The sequence below is a fragment of the Methylobacterium sp. CM6257 genome (genome assembly GCF_054611515.1).
In genome coordinates this window covers 4500001-4521962 of record NZ_CM137735.1, presented here as the reverse complement: position 1 = coordinate 4521962, position 21962 = coordinate 4500001, and the positions used below count along the sequence as shown (strand labels likewise).

At 69.0% G+C, this 21962-nt stretch carries 18 protein-coding genes (1 of these 18 running past the window's edge); 9 read left to right on the top strand and 9 right to left on the bottom strand.

Features of this window, described 5'->3' with window-relative positions:
• Window positions 1–163 precede the first annotated feature (163 nt).
• The 5 genes from ACYCO6_RS21980 to ACYCO6_RS21960 all read left to right on the top strand — a co-directional run bounded on the left by ACYCO6_RS21980 (window position 164) and on the right by ACYCO6_RS21960 (window position 4213).
• Window positions 164–661 (top strand): MarR family winged helix-turn-helix transcriptional regulator, encoded by a 498-nt coding sequence (locus tag ACYCO6_RS21980; RefSeq protein ID WP_459763268.1) that lies wholly within the window; start codon window positions 164–166, stop codon window positions 659–661.
• Window positions 658–2715, top strand: a complete 2058-nt coding sequence (locus ACYCO6_RS21975) for an FUSC family protein (RefSeq protein ID WP_459763266.1) — start codon at window positions 658–660, stop codon at window positions 2713–2715. Before ACYCO6_RS21980 ends, ACYCO6_RS21975 begins: the two co-directional genes overlap by 4 nt.
• Window positions 2712–2921 carry a DUF1656 domain-containing protein gene (locus ACYCO6_RS21970; RefSeq protein WP_459763264.1) on the top strand — a complete coding sequence of 70 codons (210 nt, stop codon included), beginning with the start codon at window positions 2712–2714 and terminating at the stop codon, window positions 2919–2921. The genes ACYCO6_RS21975 and ACYCO6_RS21970 overlap by 4 nt, the downstream gene beginning before the upstream one ends.
• Complete coding sequence (locus ACYCO6_RS21965; protein WP_459763262.1) at window positions 2918–3856, top strand: efflux RND transporter periplasmic adaptor subunit; 939 nt, start codon at window positions 2918–2920, stop codon at window positions 3854–3856. Before ACYCO6_RS21970 ends, ACYCO6_RS21965 begins: the two co-directional genes overlap by 4 nt.
• 72 nt (window positions 3857–3928) lie before the next feature.
• On the top strand, window positions 3929–4213 hold the full coding sequence (locus tag ACYCO6_RS21960; protein ID WP_459763260.1) for a hypothetical protein: 285 nt from the start codon (window positions 3929–3931) through the stop codon (window positions 4211–4213).
• A gap of 227 nt (window positions 4214–4440) precedes the next feature.
• Here ACYCO6_RS21960 and ACYCO6_RS21955 read toward each other — a convergent pair whose 3' ends face one another.
• The 6 genes from ACYCO6_RS21955 to ACYCO6_RS21930 all read right to left on the bottom strand — a co-directional run bounded on the left by ACYCO6_RS21955 (window position 4441) and on the right by ACYCO6_RS21930 (window position 13040).
• Entirely contained in the window at window positions 4441–5913 is a 1473-nt protein-coding gene (locus tag ACYCO6_RS21955) for an NAD-dependent succinate-semialdehyde dehydrogenase (RefSeq protein ID WP_459763258.1), read from the bottom strand.
• Window positions 5906–7918 (bottom strand): acyl CoA:acetate/3-ketoacid CoA transferase, encoded by a 2013-nt coding sequence (locus ACYCO6_RS21950; protein ID WP_459763256.1) that lies wholly within the window; start codon window positions 7916–7918, stop codon window positions 5906–5908. Before ACYCO6_RS21950 ends, ACYCO6_RS21955 begins: the two co-directional genes overlap by 8 nt.
• 24 nt (window positions 7919–7942) lie before the next feature.
• Window positions 7943–9013 carry a class III poly(R)-hydroxyalkanoic acid synthase subunit PhaC gene (gene phaC / locus ACYCO6_RS21945; RefSeq protein ID WP_459773656.1) on the bottom strand — a complete coding sequence of 357 codons (1071 nt, stop codon included), beginning with the start codon at window positions 9011–9013 and terminating at the stop codon, window positions 7943–7945.
• 52 nt (window positions 9014–9065) lie between these two features.
• On the bottom strand, window positions 9066–9899 hold the full coding sequence (locus ACYCO6_RS21940) for a poly(R)-hydroxyalkanoic acid synthase subunit PhaE (RefSeq protein WP_459763254.1): 834 nt from the start codon (window positions 9897–9899) through the stop codon (window positions 9066–9068).
• A gap of 257 nt (window positions 9900–10156) precedes the next feature.
• Window positions 10157–11332, bottom strand: coding sequence for an iron-containing alcohol dehydrogenase (locus tag ACYCO6_RS21935; RefSeq protein ID WP_459763252.1), 1176 nt, complete (start codon window positions 11330–11332; stop codon window positions 10157–10159).
• Window positions 11333–11387: 55 nt separating this feature from the next.
• On the bottom strand, window positions 11388–13040 hold the full coding sequence (locus tag ACYCO6_RS21930) for an acetolactate synthase large subunit (RefSeq protein ID WP_459763250.1): 1653 nt from the start codon (window positions 13038–13040) through the stop codon (window positions 11388–11390).
• Between the two features lie 266 nt (window positions 13041–13306).
• Here ACYCO6_RS21930 and ACYCO6_RS21925 point away from each other — a divergent pair, with 266 nt between their 5' ends.
• Window positions 13307–14797, top strand: coding sequence for a DUF2252 domain-containing protein (locus tag ACYCO6_RS21925; RefSeq protein WP_459763248.1), 1491 nt, complete (start codon window positions 13307–13309; stop codon window positions 14795–14797).
• Between the two features lie 9 nt (window positions 14798–14806).
• On the opposite strand, the gene ACYCO6_RS21920 is transcribed toward ACYCO6_RS21925, so the two are convergent.
• Window positions 14807–15745, bottom strand: a complete 939-nt coding sequence (locus ACYCO6_RS21920; protein ID WP_459763246.1) for a LysR family transcriptional regulator — start codon at window positions 15743–15745, stop codon at window positions 14807–14809.
• 75 nt (window positions 15746–15820) lie between these two features.
• Window positions 15821–17464, bottom strand: a complete 1644-nt coding sequence (locus tag ACYCO6_RS21915) for a GMC oxidoreductase (RefSeq protein WP_459763244.1) — start codon at window positions 17462–17464, stop codon at window positions 15821–15823.
• A gap of 188 nt (window positions 17465–17652) precedes the next feature.
• On the opposite strand from ACYCO6_RS21915, the gene ACYCO6_RS21910 reads away from it, so the two are divergent.
• From ACYCO6_RS21910 to gluQRS, 3 genes are read left to right on the top strand one after another with little or no spacing between them, the layout of a single operon-like run.
• Window positions 17653–19689 (top strand): ATP-binding protein, encoded by a 2037-nt coding sequence (locus tag ACYCO6_RS21910; protein WP_459763242.1) that lies wholly within the window; start codon window positions 17653–17655, stop codon window positions 19687–19689.
• A 48-nt stretch (window positions 19690–19737) separates the two neighbouring features.
• Window positions 19738–20019 (top strand): hypothetical protein, encoded by a 282-nt coding sequence (locus ACYCO6_RS21905; RefSeq protein WP_459763240.1) that lies wholly within the window; start codon window positions 19738–19740, stop codon window positions 20017–20019.
• Window positions 20016–20879: a tRNA glutamyl-Q(34) synthetase GluQRS gene (gene gluQRS / locus ACYCO6_RS21900; RefSeq protein WP_459763238.1), complete on the top strand. Its 864-nt coding sequence runs from the start codon at window positions 20016–20018 to the stop codon at window positions 20877–20879. The genes ACYCO6_RS21905 and gluQRS overlap by 4 nt, the downstream gene beginning before the upstream one ends.
• A 10-nt stretch (window positions 20880–20889) precedes the next feature.
• Here the strand turns inward: gluQRS and ACYCO6_RS21895 are convergent, their stop codons facing one another.
• Window positions 20890–21962, bottom strand: the 3' portion of a protein-coding gene (locus ACYCO6_RS21895) for a peptidoglycan DD-metalloendopeptidase family protein (RefSeq protein ID WP_459763236.1). 952 nt of this gene lie beyond the right edge of the window; only the last 1073 of its 2025 coding nucleotides appear in the window; the start codon falls outside the window, past its right edge; the stop codon is at window positions 20890–20892.

Sequence of the window (21962 nt, the reverse complement as noted above, 5' to 3'; positions counted from 1 at the left end):
TGAGCGCAGGCCGCGGGCCGGCCGGGCCAGGCCGCATGCGTTAGATGCAATGCAGACCGCGCGCAGTTTCTGCCCGGCGGAATTGATATGATGCTATCTATCAGCATGCGAGCTGATAGATCTGGCGTGCCTGCCGGATTCTCGCGACGATGGATTCCGGCTCGTGCCGAACGCTGAAGATCCCAAGGCCCGGGAGAGGCTGCAGCAGGCCTTCACCCATGCCCTCCTGACGACGGGTCGCCACTGGCGTCGCGCGGCCAACGCGGTCGCGGAGACGCACGGCCTGTCGGATGCGACGGCGCATCCGCTGATCATCATCGGCCGCATGGCCGAGGAGCCGCGCCAGAACGCGCTGGCCGAGGCTGTCGGCATCGAGGGGCCCTCGCTTGTGCGGCTCCTAGACCAGCTTGCCGCCGCCGGGCTCGTGGTGCGGCGCGAGGACCCATCCGACCGCCGCGCCAAGGTGCTTGGCCTGACCCCGCGCGGGCGCGATGTGTTCGAGCAGATCGAGGCCGGGCTCTCGTCCCTTCGCGCCCGCGTCTTCGCAGAGATCGGGTGCGCGGATCTCGAAGCGAGCCTCAGAGTCTTCGCGGCGCTCCAGCGCTACGGGCGCGAGACAGCGCTGGACGATACCGCCCCCGTCCTGGAGCCTGCGTCGTGACCCTTCCCGGATGGCGCGATTGGGCGTTTGCGCTCAAGACCTACGCGGCGGCGATGCTTGCTCTGTTCCTGGCGCTCTGGATCGACCTGCCGCGGCCCTACTGGGCGCTCGGCACGGTCTACATCACCAGCCAGGTGCTGTCCGGCGCCACCCGGTCGAAGGCCCTGTACCGGGTCGGTGGCACGGTGCTCGGGGCCGCAATGAGCGTCGCGCTGGTCCCCAACCTCGTGAATGAACCGTTCTTGCTCAGCCTCGCGGTCGCGCTCTGGGTCGCCCTCTGCCTCTACGTCTCGCTCCTCGATCGCACGCCTGCGAGCTATCTCCCCATGCTGGCCGGCTACACGGCGGCCTTGATCGGCTTTCCGGCCGTCGATGATCCCGGCGCGATCTTCGACACCGCCGTGGCACGTGCCGAGGAGATCTCGCTCGGAATCCTCTGCGCCAGCCTCGCGGCGACGCTGATCCTGCCGCAATCGGCCGCCCCGGTCATCGTCGCGCGGCTGAACCTCTGGCTGGCTGAGGCCCGGACCTGGACACTGGCAGCCCTGCAGGGCGCCCGCCTCTCGCAGGCGGCGGAGGCGGAGGCGAACGAGGCCCAGCGCCTGCGCCTCGCCTCGGATGCCCTGGCCCTTGACGCCCTCGGACTCGCCCTGCGCAACGAGGCGACAGGCGCGGAGCGGGCCGCGGAGGCCTTCGCCCCGCTGCGCCAGCACATGCTGATGGTCCTTCCGATTGTGGCCGCGGTGGCTGACCGCGTCACCGCCCTGGAGCAGGTTGGCCGGCTCCCGGCACGGGTCCGCGCGCTTCTGTCGGATCTCACCGTCTGGCTCGCCACGGACAGCGATGATCCCGAGGGCGCGACGCGGCTACGCGGGCAGATCGACGCCGTCGCACCGACCCTCGGCCGGTCGCCGGACTGGACCACGCTGCTGCTGGCAAGTCTCGCGGTGCGCCTGCGCGACGTCGTCGACCTGCGGCAGGATCTGCGCGCGTTGCGCCGCCACCTGGCCGCCGGCACCGCCCCCCTCGCGCCGCTCGCCTTCGCCTATACGGCGCGGGTCAGGACCATCCGCCACCGGGATCACGGGCTCGCGGCCTTCTCGGCCTTCGGTGTATTCGTGGGCCTCTTGGTCTGCTGCGCGATCTGGATCGCCACCGGGTGGCCGGACGGCTCCGCGGCGCCGATGATGGGGGCGGTCGCCTGCTGCCTCTTCGCTGCGCAGGACGATCCCGCCCCGCAGATCATCAGCTTCACCAACTCAGCCCTCGTCGGCGCATTGGCGGCAGGCCTGTACTTGTTCGCGGTGCTGCCGCTGGTGACCACTTTCGAGATGCTAGCCCTGGCGCTGGCGCCGGCTCTCATCCTGTGCGGGCTGGCGATGACCCAGCCGCGCTTCGCCCCGATGGGCATGGGTGCGGCACTCAACGGCGCGACCATGCTGGCGCTTCAGAACGGCTACAGCGGTGACTTCTCCCCCTTCGCCAATTCGGTGATCGCTTCGGTCGTGGGGATGTGGGTCGGCGCGGTGGTGACCCGTCTGATCCGCTCGGTGGGAGCGGCCTGGAGTGCCCACCGCCTGGTCGGGATCAATCGGCGCAGCCTCGCCGCAGCCGCGGACGGGCGGGGCACCGGGCACGGGCTCGAACTCGCGGCCCTGATGCTCGACCGCATCGGCTTGATCGCACCCCGCCTCGCAACGCTCCCGGCGGAGGATTCGGAGGCGATGGGCGATCTGCTGGCGGACGTGCGCGTGGGGATCAATCTCGTGGAGGTCCGACGGGTGCGGCGGCGCCTCACGGGGGAAGCTCGCGCGTCCGTGGATCAAACCTTGGCGCTGGCGACACGCCAATTGCGCAGCTGGACCGGCCGGCCGGGTCCCGACCTCCTGGCCGCCCTGGACGAGAGTCTCCGCGCCGTTTCCGGCGCGGGATTGTCCCCGGAGCGGAGGGCCGCCCTGATCGGCCTCACCGGCCTGCGGCGCGGCCTCTTTCCTGATGCGTTGCCCTACCAGGACGCGACGCATCTGCCCGATGACCGCGAGGTGGCAGCATGATGGGCGAGATTGATCTCTACGGCGTGTTCGTGCCGGGCCTGGCCCTCTGGATGGCCGTGGCCTTCGCGCTGGGCCTGCCCCTGCGCCGACTACTCGCGGCGACCGGCTTCTACCGCCTCGTCTGGCATCGGCCGCTCTTCGACCTCGCACTCTACGTCGTCCTCCTCGGCGGCGTCGTGACCCTCGCCCACCGGACCCTGCAATGACCGCCCTTCTCTCCCTTCTCGGCCGCCTCTTGGTCACCCTCGGCATGGTCGCCGTGGCGCTGATCGTCGGCGTCGGTCTGTGGGACTACTACATGGACGCCCCCTGGACCCGGGACGGCCGGGTGCGTGCCGACGTGGTCGCGGTGGCGCCCGACGTCTCCGGTCTCGTCACCGAGGTCCTGGTGGAGGACAACCAAGTCGTCCGGAAGGGCGACGTCCTGTTCCGCATCGACCCGGACCGGTTCCGGCTCGGGCTGCGGCAGGCGGAGGCGATGGTGGAGGGACGCAAGGCCACCGCCGAGCAGACCGCGGCCGATTATGCCCGCTACAGCAAGCTGAGCGATGCGGCGGTGTCGCAGCAGAAGGTCGAGGCCGCCAAGGCCGCCGACCTCTCCGCCCAGGCGGCCTACGAGCAGGCATTGGCCGACCGCGACCTCGCCAAGCTTAACCTTGAACGCTCCGCGGTGCGCGCCTCGGTCAACGGCAGGATCACCAACATGGAGCTGCGCCCAGGCGCCTACGTCACCACCGGCCACGGCGTGATGGCGCTGATCGACCGCGACACGGTCCGGATCGAGGGCTATTTCGAGGAGACCAAGCTGCCGCGCATCCGCGTCGGCGCGCCTGTGACGGTCCAGCTGATGGGCGACGACGGCGTACTCAAGGGCCACGTTGCCAGCATTGCCGGCGGCATCGGTGAGACCGGCCGGAGCGACGCGACGAACCTGTTGGCCAACGTCAATCCGACCTTCTCGTGGGTGCGCCTCGCCCAGCGCATACCGGTGCGGATCGCGCTCGATGCAGGCGTGACGGATCCGCGGCTCGTGAGCGGCCGGACCGCGACGGTGTCGATCGCGCCGGCGGAGGGCGGAGAGGTCCTGCGCTGGCCCTTGACGGCCTGGCGCACGGCTTGGCGCCAGGCGCTTGCCCGCTGAGCAGCTGCCGAACCGACCCGCAGCACCGGGGTTGGCCTGTCACAACGTCACAACGACGATTCAGGAAGCCCCATGTCGAAGACGATCCTCGCCCTCGCCACGTCCATCGTGCTCGCCACGTCCGGCGCGGCGCTGGCTCAGGCGCCCCAGACGGGCGGGAGCAACCAGGGCAACGTGAACAAGTCCGGCGCGGTGGGCGGCACCGGGTCCGGGGCCATGGAGCGTACCGGCTCCGCCGGCGCCGGCATGGCGCCCGGTACCAGCGGCGGCCCGCGCGTCAGCACCCCGGGCGCGCCCGCCGGCAGCAGCAGCGGCAACGCCACGACGGGCAGTGGCGCCGCGCCGAGCGGGCGGTAGGCCGGGCTCGAAAATGGCCGCATCTCCCTTGCGGCTAAGAGCTGTACAACTGGGTCGCGACGTCAGCGGCAGAGCGCAACCTGTCCCCTCTTCCGCAAAGGAGAGGGGACTTGCGCTTTTCCGAATGCTCCGGTGAGCGCGTCCGCGCCGCGAGCCCGTGTAGCCTGAGCCACGAGCGGACGAGATGTTCGCCCCTTATCGACCGGTCGGTGCGGAGCTTGGCACGCTTACGCTCCGAGACCACCGAGGCAGAGGTACTTGGTGTTCAGGTAATCCTCGATGCCCTGGTAGGAGCCCTCGCGGCCGAGCCCGGATTCCTTCACGCCACCGAAGGGCGCCACCTCGGTGGTGATGATGCCCTCGTTGATCCCGACCATCCCGTATTCCAGCGCCTCCGCCACCCGGAAGGTGCGGCCGAGGTCGCGGGTGTAGAAGTAGCAGGCGAGTCCGTACTCGGTGTCATTGGCGAGCCGGATCGCTTCCGCCTCGTCGCGGAAGCGGAACAGCGGCGCCAGCGGCCCGAAGGTCTCCTCGCGGGCCACCGCCATGCCAGGGGTCGCGCCGGTGATCACGGTGGGCTCGAAGAACTGGCCGCCGAGCGCGTGCCGGTGACCGCCTGCAATCACCCGGCCGCCCTTCTCGACCGCGTCGCGGATATGGGCCTCGGTCTTCTCCACCGCGGCCATGTCGATCAACGGCCCCTGGGCGACGCCCTCCTCGAGACCGTTGCCGACCTTCAGCCGGTTGGCCGCCTCGGCCATCTTCTCCGCGAAGGCGTCGTAGATCCCGTCCTGTACCAGGAAGCGGTTGGTGCAGATGCAGGTCTGGCCGGAATTGCGGTACTTGGCGAGCATCGCTCCGGTCACCGCCTTGTCGAGGTCGGCGTCGTCGAAGACGATGAAGGGCGCGTTGCCGCCGAGCTCCATCGAGACCTTCTTCACCGTGTGGGCGGCCTGCTCCAGCAACACCTTGCCGATCTCGGTGGAGCCGGTGAACGTGATCTTCTTGACCAGCGGGTTGCCGGTCATCTCAGCCCCGATGGCCCGAGCCGATCCGGTGAGGATGCTGACCACGCCGGCCGGGATGCCGGCCAGCTCGCAGAGCACGCCCCAGGCGAGGCCGGAGAGCGGGGTCTGCGAGGCGGGCTTGATCACGATCGGACAGCCCGCCGCAAGCGCCGGCGCGATCTTGCGGGCGATCATCGAGGAGGGAAAATTCCACGGCGTGATCGCCGCCACAACGCCGACCGGCTCCTTGGTCACCAGGATCTTCCGGTCGCCCCAGGGGGAGGGGATGACGTCGCCGTAGACGCGCCGGGCCTCCTCGGCGAACCACAGCACATAGGACGCCGACATGGCGACCTCGCCGCGGGCTTCGGTGAGCGACTTGCCCTGCTCGGCGGTGAGGATCTGCGCGAGATCCTCCTGGTTCTCGGTAACCAGGGCGGCGAGCTTGCGCAGCAGCACGGCGCGCTCGTTGGCCGTCTTGGCGCGCCAGGCCGGATAGGCCGCGTGCGCCGCCTGGATCGCCCGGCGCGTCTCCTCGGTGCCGGCATTCGGCACGCGGGCGATGACCGCGCCCGTGGCGGGGTTCGTGACCTCGATGCTGCCAGCGCAGGCTTTGGTCCATTCACCGCCGACGAGGCAGGAGTCGACCAGCAATGCGCGATCCTTCAGGACGAGAGTGTCGGTCTCAGGCATTCAACGGTTCCTTCGGCGGCTGCGGCATGTCGGGCTCTGACATGGCAGTCCGCGGCTTGAGGGGCGCGCCCTGGGCCGTATTCCTCGCCTGTGCCTCGGCTTTTGTCTCGAAGACGTGGGGAGCCAGATCGCGGCTCGCCAAGGAGGCGCCGAGTTTCAACCGCAAGAACGCGCTCGTCGTGTAACGCGACGCGGTCTCATAGTATCGCTTTTCCAGATAAGCGATCGCCGAGAAATAGGCATCGCTCACCGTTGGGTCGATCTCGAACCCGTCGTAGTTGGCGATCAGGTGGACCTTACGGCCGATCTCCTGGCAGGCGCGCTCGAATTCCCGGCGCACCAGTTCGACGTCGTCGATGGTCCGGACCTGGAAACCTTCGAGGTTCGAGAACAGGATGTTGCGCTCCGGATCGTAGCTGATCCGCTCTGTCATGGAGAGGCCCAGCAGCCACGGCTCCAGCCCCATCACGGCCTCGCGGAACAGGCGCGGATCCATCGGCTTCGGATCCCGCACGATGGGAGTGAAGCCCATCTGGCCCAGGATGTCCCTCTCGATATCGACCCCAGCAGCGACCTCGACGAGTTCCATGCCGGCCCGGGTCCGGCGGAAAACGCAGCGCTCGGTCACGTACAGCACCGGCTGGCCGCGATCGGCCGCGTAGGAGCCCGAGAAGGTCACCTGCTCCACGGCGGCGATGAATTTCCGCGAGCGGCCCTCGCGCAGGATCCGGATCCCGTCGTCCTCGACGCCCACCTCCAGCCCGTCGGCCGTGAAGGTGCCGGCGAAGACGAGGCATTTGGCGTTCTGCGAGATGTTGATGAAGCCGCCCGCGCCCGCGAGTCGTTTACCGAAGCGGCTGACGTTGACGTTGCCCTCGGCGTCGCACTGGGCGAGACCCAGGCACGCGAGATCGAGGCCGCCGCCGTCGTAAAAGTCGAACTGCTGGTTCTGGTGCAGCACGGCGGCCGGATTCAGGGCCGCCCCGAAATCGAGCCCGCCCTGCGGCAGGCCGCCGATCACGCCGGGCTCGGCGGTGAGCGTCAGGTACTTCAGAACCCGCTCCTCGGCGGCGACCGCTGCGACCCCCTCCGGCATGCCAATGCCGAGATTGACCACGCCCCCCGGGGGCAGTTCGAAGGCGCAGCGCCGGGCGACGACCTTGCGGGCGTCGAGCGCCATCGGGGCGATCCGGTCGAGCGGCACGCGCTGGCGGCCTGTGAAGGCGTGGTTATAGGGCGTGCCGTAGGTCTGGCGGTGGTTCTCCGGCTGGCTGAGCACCACGCAGTCGACCAAGATCCCCGGCACCTGAACCTCGCGCGGGTTAAGGGAGCCGGCCTCCGCCAACCGCTCCACCTGGGCGATGACGAAGCCGCCCGAGTTCTTCGCCGCCATGGCGGCGGCGAGGTTGTCCAGCGTCAGCGCCTCTCGCTCCATGGTGATGTTGCCGGCGGGATCGGCCGTGGTGCCACGGATCAGCGCGACGTTGACCGGAAAAGCCTTGTAGTGGAGCCAGGACTCGCCGCCGAGCTCGACCACGCTGACGAGGTCCTCCCGCGTTACGGCGTTCAGCTTGCCGCCTTCGAGCCGCGGATCCACGAAGGTGCGCAGGCCGACCTTGGTGATGTGGCCCGGCGTGTGGGCGGCGATCTCCCGATAAAGGTGCGAGACGACGCCGAGCGGCAGGTTGTAGGCCTCGATCTGTCCCTCGATCGCCAGCGCGGCGAGCTTCGGCACGAGGGCCCAGTGGCCGCCGACGACACGCTTCACGAGGCCTGGGATCGCCAGCCGGTTGAGGCCGCGCTCCTTGCCGTCGCCCGGGGCCGCGGCGAACATCAGGCCGAGCCCGTGCGGGCCGGCGCCGGATTCGAAGCGCCGGGCGAGTGCCAGGATCAGCTCGTCGGGCGTGCCGATCCCGACGAAGCCCGAGACCGCCACCATGTCGCCGTCCTGCAGGATGGCGGCGGCCTCGTCGGCGCTGACGATCTTGTTCTTCAGGCTGCCCATGCGGCGATCCCCCGATCCTGCCCGCTAGCCCCGCTTGCCGAGCCACTCGGCGATACCGGAGCCCAGCAGCTTCTGCGCCTTGCCGCCGACGAAGACGCCGACATGGCCGCCGGGCAGCCCTAGTTCGGTGTAGTCCTCGGTGCCGATCCGGTCCCGGAGCGCCTGCGACGTGGCGGGCGGGATGATGTGGTCGTCCTGGGCGAAGACGTTGAGCACCGGGCAGGTGATGTTCTTCAGGTCCACTGTCCGGCCGCCGAGCTCGAACGTGCTCTGGACCAGCTTGTTGTCCTGGTAGAGGTCCTTGAGCCACTGCTTGGCCGCCTCGCCCGGATGGTCCGGACGGTCGGCGATCCACTTCTCCATCCGCAGGAAGTTCAGGAACTTCTTCTTGTCGTCCAGGGCGTCGAGCAGGTCGAGGTTGTACTTCGTCATGGTGCGCATCGGCGTCATCATTGAGAAGACCGAGCCCATGAAGGCGCCGGGCAGCGAGCCCTGCGCCTCGATCAGCCGATCGACGTCCTCGGGCGTGAGCGACCGCGTCCAGACGTTGATGAAGCCATGGCCGGCACGACCGTCCCGGGTGTCGGCGTGGAAGTCGATCGGCGTGATGGTCAGCACCATCGCGTTGACGGTCTCGGGATGGAGTGCCGCGTAGCAGGTGGTGAAGACGCCCCCCTCGCAGATGCCGAGCAGGTTGATCTTCTCCCGTTCGGCCGCCTCCTGGATGAAGGCGACGCACTCGGCGAGATAGCCGTCGACGTAATCGTCGATGGTGACGTAACGATCGGCCCGGCCGGGATTGCCCCAATCGACCACGTAGAGGTCGAGGCCGAGGTTCAAGAGATTGCGGACGAGCGACCGGTCCTCCTGAAGGTCGGCCATCGTGTAGCGGCCGATCAGCCCGTAGACGATCAGCACCGGCGGCAGACCCTTGCTCTCGGCGAGCGGCCGATAGCGGTAGAGGCGGACCTTGTCCTGGCTCCAGACGAGATCCTTGGGCGTGGTGGCGATCTGCACGTCCGCGTCGCGCACATCCGCGAACAGCTTCGTGCCTTCGCTGATCCGGCGGCCGAGCGTGCCGACCTCGGCGAGCATCTCGGCGGGCGTCAGGGCGAGCGGGGCCGCCGGGCTCTTCGGCGTCTGACTCTCAGCCATGGGCATCCTCCCCGACGCGGACGGCCCCCCGATCGACCTTCGGCGCTCCGGCGGCCCGATGGGCGCGGCGTAGGGCCCGGACTTCCCGGCGCAGCTCGGTCAGGCTCTTGTGGACGTCGTCGAGTTCGGCCCGGGTCGGCTGCCCATAGAAATCGGACAGGAACGTCGAGACATCCTGCTGGGCAAGCCTGAGATCCGTGGAGGCGCGCAGGACGGCGCGCTGCGAGGCCAGGAACCGGTCGGAGCGCTGGACGTCCAGCAGGACCGTGTTGGCGGTCTCGATCCAGCGGGTCATCATCTCGCGCGCGGAGGCGAAGCTCTCGCCGCGCGCGGCCCGCGCGTTGGCCTCCTGGGCGAAGATGCCCGCAGCCCGTGTCCAGGCGTCGAGCATCACGGCCTGATGCTCGCTCTGCGCCCGCCGCAGCGTCGCCCAGGCGGTGAACAGGGCCGCGTAGCGCCGCTCCGTCTGCCAGAGGTCGGCAAGCTGCGGGCCTTCCGCCATACGGGTCAGCGCGGAATCGAACTCGGCCGAGCCGCCGAGCCACGCCTGCGGGTCGAAGATGCGGGCCAGTACCGCGCCGGCGGTCGGGTCCGGCGCACCGGGGCCGCCCTTCAGCGACGCCGCCAGCGTCTGAGAGAGGGCCGTCGCGGAGGTCCAGGCTTCGGCGAGGGTCTGCTGGGCCGCGGCGAGCCCGGCGAGATCGGCGGCGGGAAAATTCGGCCACGCAAAGCCGGGTACCGCCTGCCCGGCGCCGGCCGACAGGAAGCCTGTGCCGGCCCGCGCCCAGAACTCGCTCATCGCCCGGAACGCGTCGAACTGGTCCATGCTGGCGTTCCTCCCCGCCTTATCCGAGCCCCGCGCTGCCCGCGGAACCCGCTGAAAAGTACATTGTGGGTCGCAAGCTTTTCAGAACCCGCAGTCCTCCAAACCCAATTCCCTCATCCTGTGGTGCCGGAGTGAAGCGGAGGCCTCGAAGGAGGGCTCCAGGAATCGCGGCACCTTCAGGAGCCCTCCTTCGAGGCCCGCTGACGCGGGCACCTCAGGATGAGACCGAGGGTGGGGCGTCGCGAACCACCCCAGCCTCACGCGGCCGGCCGCGCCCCGCCGAGGGCCTCGGCGTAGATTGCGAAGGCGTCGTCGTAGGTGACCTCGCGGGGGTTGTTCACGAGGAGGCGCGTCTGCTTCATCGCGTCGGTGGCCATGCGCTCCAGGTCTTGCCGGACGACGCCGACCTCGGCCAGCGAGGCCGGCACCTTGCAGTCGCGGCAGATCGCCTCGAGGCTCTCCACGAACCGGGCGGCCGCCTCGGCCGACGGCAAGTTCGCGGCTGCGGGATCGAGGATCGGGGCCAGCTCGGCGTAGAGCCCCTCCGCGTGGGAGAGGTTGAAGCGCATCACCCCCATCAGCACGAGCGCGTTCGAGAGACCGTGCGGGACGTGGAAAATGGCGCCCACCGGGTAGGCGAGGGCGTGCACCGCCGCCACCGGCGCGTTGGCGAAGGCCATGCCGGCGAGCATCGAGCCGAGCAGCATCCCCGAACGCGCCTCGAGATTCGTGCCGTCCGTGCAGGCCGTGCGGATGTTGGCCGAGAGCAGGGCGAGCGCCTGCTTGGCGAGCTGGTCGGAGATCGGGTTCTTCTTATGCTTGCTGGTGAAGGCCTCGATGGCGTGGACCATGGCGTCGATGCCGGTGGCCGCCGTGACAGGGGCCGGCAGGCCGAGCGTCAGCTCGGGGTCGAGCACCGCCCAGTCGGGCAGCAGCTTCGGGGCGACGACGCCCTTCTTCTCGGTGGTCGGCGTCGTGACGATCGAGATCGGGGTGACTTCCGAGCCGGTGCCGGCCGTTGTGGGCACGAGGATCAGAGGCAGGCGGTCGCCCTTGGCGAGGCCGACGCCGTAGATCGAGTCGAGCGGCTCGTCCGACTTCGCCAAATAGGCGACGAGCTTGGCGGTATCGAGCGCCGAGCCACCGCCGATCGACAGAACAAGGTCGGTCCCGAGTTCGCGGGCGCGCCGGGCCGCCGCCTCGATCACCGTGGAGGGCGGGTCGGCGACTACGTCCTCGTAGACGTCGATCGTGATGCCGGCACCCGCCAGCGCCGTCTCGGCTGCTTTCGTCAGCCCGGCGCCGCGTACGCCCTTGTCGGTGACCAGCAGGACGCGCTTCGCCCCGAAGCTGCCGACGATCTCCGGCAGCTTCTTCGAAGCGCCGGCCTCGAACAGCACGTTCGGCGTCGTCTGGAAGGTAAACGGGTTCATCGCGCTGCCCTATCTTGCGTGCCGAATCCTGCGTGCCGACTGTCCCGTGCCGGACTCACTCGGCCGGCTCGAAATCCTTCACCTTCGCGCGCAGCTCATCGACGAGGACGCGCGTGTTCTCCGAGTAGTCGACAGGCACCGCCACGAGATGGACGCCACCCGCCGCGAAGGCGCGGTCCAGAGTCGGTACAAGGTCGTTGACGGCCTCCACCCGGTGGCCCGTCGCGCCGTAGGACTTGGCGTAGAGGACAAAGTCCGGGTTGCCGAAGGTCATCCCGTAATCCTCGAACTTGTCCACGGCCTGCTTCCAGCGAATCATGCCGTAAGCGGAGTCGTCGAGGACGAGCACGACGAGGTTGAGCTTCAGCCGCACCGCGGTCTCGAGCTCCTGGCTGTTCATCATGAAGCCGCCGTCGCCGCACACCGCCATGACGCGCCGGTTGGGGTAGAGCATCGCCGCCATCATGGCCGAAGGCAGGCCTGCGCCCATGGTAGCCAGGGCGTTATCGAGGAGCAGCGTGTTGGCAACGTAGGTGCGGTAGTTCCTGGCGAACCAGATCTTGTACATCCCATTGTCGAGGCAAACGATTCCGTCCTCGGGGATCACCCGGCGCACGTCGCGCACCAGCCGCTGCGGCGTCACCGGAAACCGGTCCTCGCCGGCCCGGTCGCCGATATGGTTGAGGATGTGCTCGCGCAGGTGGAGGAGCGCGCCGGCGTTGGGGAGCTTCCCGTCCAGCTTGTCGGCGAGCAGCTTGAGCGTCGGCCCAAGGTCACCCACCACCTCGGCGTCGGGATAGTAGACCTGCTCGACGTTGGCCGGCATGTAGCCGATGTGGAGGACCTTCTGGTCCGCCTGGCCCATGAAGAAGGGCGGCTTCTCCACCGTGTCGTGGCCGATGGCGATGATCAGGTCGGCCCGATCGATGGCCTCATGCACGTAGTCGCGCTCTGAGAGCGCAGCGGTGCCCATATAGAGGTTGGTGCCGCCCGCGACGGTGCCCTTGCCCATCTGGGTGGTGAAGAACGGGATCTGGGTCCGTTGCACGAAGCCGCCGAGCTCGCCGGTGGCGCGGGGCCGGCTCGCGGCGGCGCCCAGCATGATCAGCGGGCGCTTGGCTTTCAGGATCATGGCGGCGGCCCGCTCGATGGCAGCCGGGTGGGCGACCGGAATGTCGATCGGGTGCGAGGGCACCAGATCGGCCTCGGCCTCCTCGGAGGCGATGTCCTCGGGCAATTCCAGCAGCACCGGACCGGGCCGCTCCTCGGTGGCGACCCGGAAGGCGTCGCGCACGATGGTGGGGATCGAGGAGGCCGAGACGATCTGCCGGGCCATCTTGGTGATCGGCTTCATCGAGCTGATCACGTCGACGATCTGGAACTTCGCCTGACGAGAGGACAGGATGCCTTTCTGGCCGGTGATGATGATCATCGGCATCGCGCCGAGATGCGCGTAGGCAGCACCGGTTGAGAAGTTCAGCGCGCCCGGGCCGAGCGTCGAGAGGCAGACGCCGGGTCGGCCGGTGAGGCGACCGTGGGTCGCCGCCATGAAGCTCGCCGCCTGCTCGTGACGGGTCAGGACCAGCTCAATCTTGGAGTTGCGCAGGGATTCGACGACGTCGAGGTTCTCCTCGCCGGGAATGCCGAATATGCGGTCGACGCCCTCATTCTCGAGCGCCGCGACGAGGAGATCTGAACCCTTGGGCATGCGAAGTCTCGCTGATGCAACGGCGTGCCTGCGGCGTCCGGTTCCGCGCCGATACAATGGTTGCGTGGACCCGCCACGCCGTCCGGATCGGAAGGACGCCCGTTGAATACTCGAAGGGTTAGAGGGCTGGGCCTTTGAGTGGTCAAGGCCCGTACGGGCGCGAACAGTCACAGAGGCGGGTGGATGCTATCGCGCACGTGACTATCCGGGTCTCGGAACGACGCGTAACGGTCAAGGTTGTCCAGCGTCCAACGGATCGGGAAGTCATGGAACGGGCGGCCAACGACAAGACTGTATCGGCCAACAGTGGCTCGCAGACCGGCGTGCCGGGCGGGGATCCGGTGCTGACACCGATCGCGGACTTCCCGCGGATCGACCTGCGCGCGGGCGTGGAGCCCTGGGAGAAGCGCCGCCAAGCCGGGAAGAGGCTGCGCGCGGAGATTCCGCACGCGGCCCACGCCGCACTCGGGATCGGGCCGGACCGCCCCGATCCCGTCGCGCTCATCGAAGCCGCGCATCGGGGGCGGCAGGCGCATCTGATCCCGCTGCGGGTCGCCCGGATGGCCTCCTCGCCCTTCGCGTTCCTGCGCGGGGCGGCGCACGTGATGGCCTGGGACCTGTCGCGCGGGCCGCGCACCGGGATCGACGTGGTCATGAATGGCGACGCGCACACCGACAATTTCGGCCTCTTCGGCACGCCCCAGCGCGACATCGTTCTCGACCTGAACGACTTCGACGAGGTGACGGTCGGTCCCTGGGAATGGGATCTGAAGCGGCTTGCCGCAGGAATCGCGGTCGCCACCGGCGACGCAGGCGCGCCGTCAAGCGCGCGGCGCGACGCCGTGATGGAGGCGGTGTACGGTTATCAGCACACGATGCGGCGCTTGGCGCCGCGGGGCTCACTGGACGTCTGGTACCAGACCACCCGGGCCGATGCGCCCCATCTCGCGGGTATCCGGATGGACGCGGAGGCCCGGGCCGTGGTGCGGCGCGCAGTGGACAAGGCGCGGCGGCGGAACAACCGGAGTCTCCTTGGGCAAGTGGCGGAGCGGCGCACCGACGGCGGATGGCAGCTCCGGACGGACCCGCCGATCCTCACTCCGGTTGACGAAGCGACGCGGGAGGGAATCGTCACGGGGCTTGAGCGCTACGCCGAGACCCTGCCGCGCGAGCGGCGCTTCATGCTCGACCGCTATCACGTGGTCGACGTCGCACATCGGGTGGTCGGCATCGGCAGCGTCGGCACGCGCGCCTACGTGGCGCTCCTGTTCGGCAACTCCGACGCGGACGCGCTCTTCCTGCAGGTCAAGGAGGCGGTCCGCCCGGCTCACGCGCCCTATCTCCCGGGCATGCCGGCCCCCTATGCCGGACACGAGGGCGAGCGCGTGATCTATGGCCAGCGCCTGCTCCAGGCAGTGGGCGACCCGCTGCTCGGTTGGACCAGCATCGCGGGCCGCCCGTTCTACGTGCGCCAGATGAAGAACCTGAAGGGTGCGATCCCGCTGGCGCGGATGTCGGGGGCCTCGTTGCTGACCTTCTCGTACGCCTACGGGGCGCTCCTCGCCCGTGCCCATGCCCGGACCGGGGATGCGGCGGCAATCGCCGGATATTGCGGCAGTGGCAAGCACCAAGACCTGAGCGCCGCGATCGCCGAATGGGCGGCAGCCTATGCGGAGCGGAACGAGGCGGATTTCAAACTGTTTCGCGCCGCGATCGAGAGCGGTCGCCTTGAGGTGGCGGACGATCCCTGCCTGTGAGTGCTATCGTCAGATGATCCCGAACGTCGGCGCCTCATTGGCCAGTCGCACCAGAAGGTCCCGCAGCCAGCGATGAGCCGGATCACGGTCGTAGGAGGCGTGCCAGAGCATCGATAGCGCCACGTCGTCGAGCTTCACCGGCACCGGGCTGACACTCAGCGACAGCGCACTCGCGAAGGATGTCGCGAGCCGGGCATGCATGGTCGCGATCACCGGCGCGGCGCGGACCATGAACGGCACGACGAGGAAGCGCGGCGTCGTCACCGCGAGGGTCCGTGCACGTCCGATCAAGGCTAGGGCGTCGTCAACGACCCCGTGCGCCGTTTCCCGCAGGGAGGTCAGGACGTGCGGGAAGCGAAGGTAATCGTCGAGGCCGATCGGCGGTTGAAGTCCGATCAGGTCGGCGTTGAACAGGACCACGTAGCTGTCGCGGTAGAGGAGCCGCTGCTTGTGGTGCAGCTGTCCCTCGGAGAACAACCCGATGGCGAGATCCACCCGGTCAGCGTCGAGTTCATCGAGGATGCGCGCCCGCTCGACGGAGCGCAGCAGCAGCCGGATCCCCGGAGCCTCCCGGCGGAGCTCCGCGATCAACCGCGGCCCGAGCAGGACTTCGACGCTGTCGGGCAGGCTCACCGTGAAGGTGCGCTCCACGGTGGCGGGGTCGAACTGTTCCTCCCGGTGCACCAGGGCCTGCACCTGCCGCAGGGTGGCGCGCAGGGGTTCGGCGATCTTGAGGGCCCGCGGTGTCGGCCGCATCCCGTCCGGGGCCCGGGTGAGCAGCTCGTCGTCGAACAGCCGACGCAGACGGGCGAGACTCGAACTCATCGCCGACTGGCCGACCCCGACCCGGGCGGCCGCCCGCGTAACGCTGCGTTCGTCGAGCAGCGCGTCGAGCGCGACCAAGAGGTTCAGGTCGATCCGGCTGAGATCGATATGGTCAATGGCCACGTGCGCTCGGACTCGGTATGATGGATGCGTGCCCTATCATAGGCTTCGCGCGTTTCGCCGGCATAGGCAGGCATTTCAGGCCTGCAGCGGCTCGCGCGGCTCGGTATGGTCGAAGAGCCTAGGTGGCGGGATTTCGTCCCGGGCTCCCATCCTGCCGACGAGATGGTCGGCCACGCGCAGGGCATTGGCGATGATCGTCAGGGTCGGGTTTACGGCGCCGATCGACGGGAAGAAACTCGCGTCGGTCACGTATAGGTTGTCGAGCTGGTGCGCCTTGCAGTGCCGGTCCAGCACTGAGGTCGCTGCATCGTCGCCGAATCGCAGGGTGCCCGCCTGATGGGCCGTGCCGCCGATCGGGACGTTCTTGCCGAGGTAGAGTGACCGGTCGAACAGGTGTGGGTGGATGTCGGTGAAGATGCAGATCTCCTGCAACTTGTGCCGCAGCCGCTCGTGCGCCTCGACGTTTGTCTCCGTAAGATCGAGGTGCACCCTACCGTCCCGGTAGTAGACCCGGTTCTGCGCGAGCGGAATATCCTCCGAGGTCAGCCAAAAATCTACCGAGTGCTTGGCGATCCAGTCGAAGGGCTTGTTGGGGAACCATTGCAGGAAGCCCGGCAGGCCCTCGCCGTGGATCTGGGCGCCGTCGGACTTGCCGACCATCTGGATGTGTCCAAGGGGATAGGTCCAATTGTCATGCGGGTCCGGGTCTCCGAAGTAGAAATCGTTGAGCCCGAGTGTCTTCTGGAATTTGGTCGGGTTCGGCGTCTTCGAGATTGCCAGCACTGTCGAGTTGTTGTGGCGCATGTAGTTGCGCCCGACCTGGCCCGAGCCGTTGGCGAGCCCGTCCGGATGCTGCGCACTGGCCGAGCGCAGCAGCAGCAGGGCCGAGGACAGGGCGCCGCAGGCCACCACCACGATGTCGGCGGAGGCCTCGAAGGGATCGCCGTCCCGGTGACCGACGACGCTCGTCACCGTCCGGCCCGACCGATCGGTGACCAAGCGGTCGATATAGGTCCGGGTCAGGAGCGTCAGGTTTGGGCAGTCCCGCAGGGCAGGATCCACCACCATGGTCTGCGCATCCGACTTGCCGTTGGTGGGGCAGGGGAAACCGTCGAAGGACTCGCACTTGATACAGGGTGAGGTCGGGACCGCCCGTCCATCCTTCTCCACCAGCCGCACGCCCACGGGCAGGTGGAACGGGTGGTGGCCGGCGTGCTTGAGATTGTCGAACAGCTCCTGAATCCGCGGCTCGTGCGCCACTGGCGGATGCGCGTAGGGCTTCTTAGACCAAGGCTCGGTGGGGTCCTCCCCGCGCACGCCGTGAACGTGGAACAGCTCCTCCGCGGCTTGGTAGTACGGCTCGAACTCGTCGTAGCCGACGGGCCAGGCCGGCGCGATGCCGTCCTGATGACGGATCTCGGAGAAGTCCTTCTCGCGTAGGCGGAACAGCACCGAACCGTAGAATTTCGAGTTGCCGCCAACGTAATAGTGAAGCCCGGGATGGAAGCTGCTGCCGTCGGAGGCATACCAAGTCTCCTTCGCCTGATAGTAGCCGTCGACGATGACTGCTTGGCTGTCCCAGTTGCGCGGCTCCCGCAGGAGGTAGTCGCCGCGCTCGATCAGGAGGATGCGCTTCCCGGTCTGGGCCAGGCGCCACGCCATCGTTCCGCCTCCGGGGCCGGATCCGACGATGATGACGTCGTAGTGCTCGCCGGGCATGTGCTGTCTCCGTGCGGATCTTTGTCCTGGCAGGCAACTCGCAAGCTGCGCTTCGGATCGCGCCGTGGCGACGTTTTGCGGTGCGCCTTGGCGAATGCCGCAACCGCCGATTAAGCGCCTTTCCCAACGCCCCCTTCAGGTTCGCCTGCGATCCTGTCCCGGACCGGCCTCCAGCCGGGGAGGCACAGATGGTCGTCGAGGATTTCGCGCTCGTCTTGGCGCTGGTGATTGCGGCAGCCCTGGCGCTCGACCGCTGGCGGGCACGGCGAGGAGTATCGGACGAGGGCGAGGCCGAGCGGCTCCACGATCGCCTCTGGCGGGTCAGCGAGAGCGAGGACCGCTACCGGGCCCTTGTTGCGGCCACCACCGAGGTGATCGTGCAGCGCGACGCCCGCGGACGCATCACCTACGCCAACGAAGATTACGCGCGGCTCCTCGGCCGCGAGCCGATCGCGCTGCTGGGCTCTCAGGTCGATCTGGAGATCCTGGACCGCAGCCCGGTCGAGGTCGGGCCCGACGGCGTGCGCCGCATGGAGGCCCAGGTACGCTCGGTGGACGGCCGTGTGCGCTGGTTCGCCTTCGTGGAGATGCCGGTCGCACATGGTGACGCGATGCACTGGTTGCGCGCGGGCCGCGACGTGACCGCGCGGGTCGAGGCGGTGCGAAGCCGGGACGCGGCCCTGGAGCGGGCGGAGGCGGCGAGCGTTGCGAAGTCCCGGTTTCTCGCGACCGTCAGCCACGAGATGCGTACGCCGCTCAATGGCATCCTGGGAATGGCCGACCTCGTCCTCGGGACCGACCTGAACCCGGAGCAGCGCACATATGTGGAGGCTGTGCGGACCAGCGGGCAGGCGCTGCTCGGTCTGATCGATGGGGTTCTCGATTTCTCGCGGATCGAAGCCGGGCGCCTCGACCTCGTCGCAGAGCCGTTCGACCTGACGGCCGTTGCCGAGGGCGTCGTCGAGCTGCTCGCGCCCCGGGCGCAGGACAAAGGCATCGAGATCGCCCTCGATGTGGCCGCGGATGTCCCCGGCAGGCTCGTGGGCGATGCCGACCGGGTGCGGCAGATCCTGATCAACCTGGCCGGCAACGCGATCAAGTTTACCGAGCGCGGCGGCGTAGGTGTGAGCTTGGCGCTGGCACGCGCGAGTGACGGGGTAGGGGAGGTGGTCATCGCCGTCTCCGATACCGGACCAGGAATCGCGGAGGACCGGCTCCCCATCCTGTTCGAAGAATTCGAGCAGGGCGATGGCAGTGCCAGCCGAAGCCACGAGGGCACCGGCCTGGGTCTCGCCATCACCCGGCGCCTCGTGCACCGCATGGACGGGCGGATCGAGGCGGAATCCCGGGTCGGTCGCGGTTCGACCTTTCGGGTCCTGCTGCCGATGCAGGAAGCCAGCGAGGGCGGGCGGCCCGAGCCGGCACCGCTCCCGCGCCTCGTCGGGCAGCGCTGCCTGATCGTGGCCGATTCGCCGTTCCAGGCTCCCTATCTCGCCCGCAACCTGTCCCGGGCCGGGGCGGCGGCCGTGATCGTGAGCACGCTGGAATCCGGCCTCGACGCCCTGTCGGGCGCGGCCTTCGATGCCGTGCTGGCGGACCGGGCCCTGGGCGATGCGGCGGTGCGCCAAGTTGCCGACGCGGCACGCGCCTGCGGCGTGCGCTGCAGCCTCGTCCTGCTCTCGCCCTTCGACCGTCGCGGCTTCGGCTCGCCGGGGGCTTCGGGCTTCGACGGCTACCTGATCAAGCCGGTCCGGGCCCGGTCGCTGTTCGAGCGGCTGTCCACCCCGGGTGAACCGGCGGAAACCGCCGCACCTCCCGTGGCGCAACCGCCGCAGGCCGGCGCCGGAATGCGGGTCCTGCTGGCGGAGGACAACCCGATCAACGCCTTGCTCGCGACCCGCGCCCTTGAGCGGCTCGGCGCTGAGGTCGTCTACGCGGCGGATGGCATCGAGGCGCTGGACCGGTTGGCGTCGGACGGTCCGTTCGACCTCGCCTTGATCGATGTGCGCATGCCACGCCTCGACGGGCATGAGACCGCCCGGCGGATCCGCGCCGCCGAATCGGGCGGCACCGGCCGGCTCCATCTCGTGGCGCTCACCGCCAATGCCGGCCGCGAGGACGAGCTCGCTGCCCGGGCGGCCGGGTTCGACGGCTTCCTGGCCAAGCCGCTCAACCTGAAACTCCTCCCAGCCCTGTTGGAGCGCCGGGCCGCACGCGCCGCGTGACGGCGCCCGCGTTGACAGGTGCGCGCTCCCCGCGCCAACAGGACGCCCATGTCGACAGCCTCATCCCCGTCGCCCGCATCGCCCGCGCCGAGCGGCGCGCTCGCCGCCTGGGGTACGCTCGTTCTGGTGACCGCCACCGTGCTCCTCGGGGCGCTGCTACCCGCCCGGCACGAAGCGCCAGTCGGCTCGGTCGCTGAGGATCCGCGCTGCCTCGAATGGAGCGACGGCTGCAGCGTCTGCCAACGTCTCGCGGACGGACCGGCCTGCTCTTTGCCCGGCATCGCCTGCCAGCCCGGCGTTCCGCGCTGCCTGCGCCGCAGCGACGGGTGAGCCAAGAAGCGCCGGTCCTCCGGTTCGCGCCGAGCCCGAACGGGCGGCTCCATCTCGGCCATGCCTATTCGGCGCTCCTCAACGCCGACCTCGCCGACAGGATGGGGGGCGTCTGCCGTTTGCGGATCGAGGATATCGACCCGCAACGCTCCAGGCCGGACCTGATCGAGGCGGTCTTCACCGATCTCGCCTGGCTCGGGCTGACCTACCCAGAGCCGGTGCGGCGCCAGTCCCGGCACATGGATACCTACAGGCGGGCCCTCGACGGCCTGATCCGCCGGGACCTCGCCTATCCCTGTTTCTGCTCGCGCGGACAGATCCGGGCCCGCATCGAGGCGATTGGCGACAGCGCGTACGACCCAGACGGCGTACCGCATTATCCCGGCACCTGCCGCGGGCTCGATCCCGCCACCGTAGCGGAGCGCATCGCCCGAGGTGATCCGCATACCTGGCGCCTCGACATGGCGGCTGCCCTGCGCTGCGCCGGCGGTCCGCTCGGCTTCGTCACCTTCGGAGAGACCGGTGAGCGATGGGTCGCGGCGGATCCGGCGCGCTGGGGTGACGCTGTGATCGCACGTCGCGACGTGCCGACGAGCTACCACTTAGCCGTCGTCCACGACGATGCCGAGGAGCGCATCACCCACGTGGTGCGGGGCCGCGACCTGAAGGCGGCGACCGACCTGCACGTGCTCCTGCAGCACCTGCTCGGCCTGCCGGTGCCCCACTATCGGCACCACCCGCTGATTCTCGACACAGAGGGGGAGAAGCTCGCCAAGTCGCGCGGTTCGCAGTCGCTCGCCGACCTCCGGCAGGCCGGCATCACCCCCGGACAGATCCGCGCGCGTCTCGGCTTCGCCTGATCCGGACGCCTCAGCGCACGGCCGCGTCGCGCTGGGCGATTGCCGTGGCGCTCTTGGACTTCTGCATGGTGGCGTCGATCTGCTCGCGCTGACGCCTGAACTCGGCGAGCAGACGCCCGTCCAGCTCGCGGCCGCGCGGCACGCGGATCTTCATCGGATCGACGAAGTGGCCGTTGATGATCACCTCGTAGTGAAGATGCGGGCCGGTCGAGAGCCCGGTGGACCCGAGGTAGCCGACCACCTGTCCCTGCCGGACCTTCACACCCTCTCGGATGCCGCGGCCGAACCGCGACATGTGATTGTAGGTCGTGACGTAGCCGTTCACGTGCTGAAGCTCGACCCGGTTGCCGTAGCCCGATGTCATCTCGGCCCGGATCACGACCCCGTTGCCCGCGGCCACGATCGGAGTGCCGATCGGATTCGCCCAGTCGACACCCGTATGCAGCTTAGCGTAGCCGAGGATCGGGTGGCGCCGGTAGCCGAAGCCCGAGCGCATGATCCCTTCCGCGATGGGCTTGCGCAGGAGGAATTTCTTGAGGGAGCGGCCCTGCTCGTCGAGATAATCGATGGTGCCGTCGTCCGGGGATTGGAAGCGGTAGACCTTGCGGGTCTCGCCGCCCAGGGTGAGGGCGGCATAGAGCAGATCCGGGCGATCCGCGCTCGCCTCGTCGTCGTAACTGTAGAACACGTCGAGGCCGTCGCCGCTGCCGATCCGGCGCTGGAAGTCGAGGTCGTAGCTGAACACCCGGACGATGTCTTCGACGGTGGCCCGCGGCAGGTCGTGACGCGCCGCCGTCTCGTAAAGGCTCTGGTACAGACGCGGGCCCGAGCCCGAATCCTCGTCCTCCTCCTCGCCGGCCTCCGCCTGGGGCTGCGGCTTGGACGAGGGAGCCTCCTCGGCCGGCGGTGCCACCGAGACAAAGGCACCCCGATCGTTGAGGGCCGCAATGCCCTCTATGCCGTTCTCGCCATAAAGCACCACCCGGGTCACCTGCCGCGAGTCGCCGGGATGGGGACCGGGCGCGATCTGCACGCGCATCGGCTGGCCCTCGGCGAGGGCGGAGATGCGCGTCTTGCCACCGA

Coding starts and splice junctions, on each gene's coding strand:
- ACYCO6_RS21960 (WP_459763260.1), top strand. CDS start 3,929: ATGTCGAAGACGATCCTCGCCCTCGCCACGTCCATCGTGCTCGCCACG.
- ACYCO6_RS21955 (WP_459763258.1), bottom strand. CDS start 5,913: ATGCCTGAGACCGACACTCTCGTCCTGAAGGATCGCGCATTGCTGGTC.
- ACYCO6_RS21965 (WP_459763262.1), top strand. CDS start 2,918: ATGACCGCCCTTCTCTCCCTTCTCGGCCGCCTCTTGGTCACCCTCGGC.
- ACYCO6_RS21910 (WP_459763242.1), top strand. CDS start 17,653: ATGGTCGTCGAGGATTTCGCGCTCGTCTTGGCGCTGGTGATTGCGGCA.
- ACYCO6_RS21935 (WP_459763252.1), bottom strand. CDS start 11,332: ATGAACCCGTTTACCTTCCAGACGACGCCGAACGTGCTGTTCGAGGCC.
- ACYCO6_RS21940 (WP_459763254.1), bottom strand. CDS start 9,899: ATGGACCAGTTCGACGCGTTCCGGGCGATGAGCGAGTTCTGGGCGCGG.
- ACYCO6_RS21925 (WP_459763248.1), top strand. CDS start 13,307: ATGGAACGGGCGGCCAACGACAAGACTGTATCGGCCAACAGTGGCTCG.
- ACYCO6_RS21905 (WP_459763240.1), top strand. CDS start 19,738: ATGTCGACAGCCTCATCCCCGTCGCCCGCATCGCCCGCGCCGAGCGGC.
- phaC (WP_459773656.1), bottom strand. CDS start 9,013: ATGCTCGCCGAGGTCGGCACGCTCGGCCGCCGGATCAGCGAAGGCACG.
- ACYCO6_RS21950 (WP_459763256.1), bottom strand. CDS start 7,918: ATGGGCAGCCTGAAGAACAAGATCGTCAGCGCCGACGAGGCCGCCGCC.
- ACYCO6_RS21970 (WP_459763264.1), top strand. CDS start 2,712: ATGATGGGCGAGATTGATCTCTACGGCGTGTTCGTGCCGGGCCTGGCC.
- ACYCO6_RS21915 (WP_459763244.1), bottom strand. CDS start 17,464: ATGCCCGGCGAGCACTACGACGTCATCATCGTCGGATCCGGCCCCGGA.
- ACYCO6_RS21930 (WP_459763250.1), bottom strand. CDS start 13,040: ATGCCCAAGGGTTCAGATCTCCTCGTCGCGGCGCTCGAGAATGAGGGC.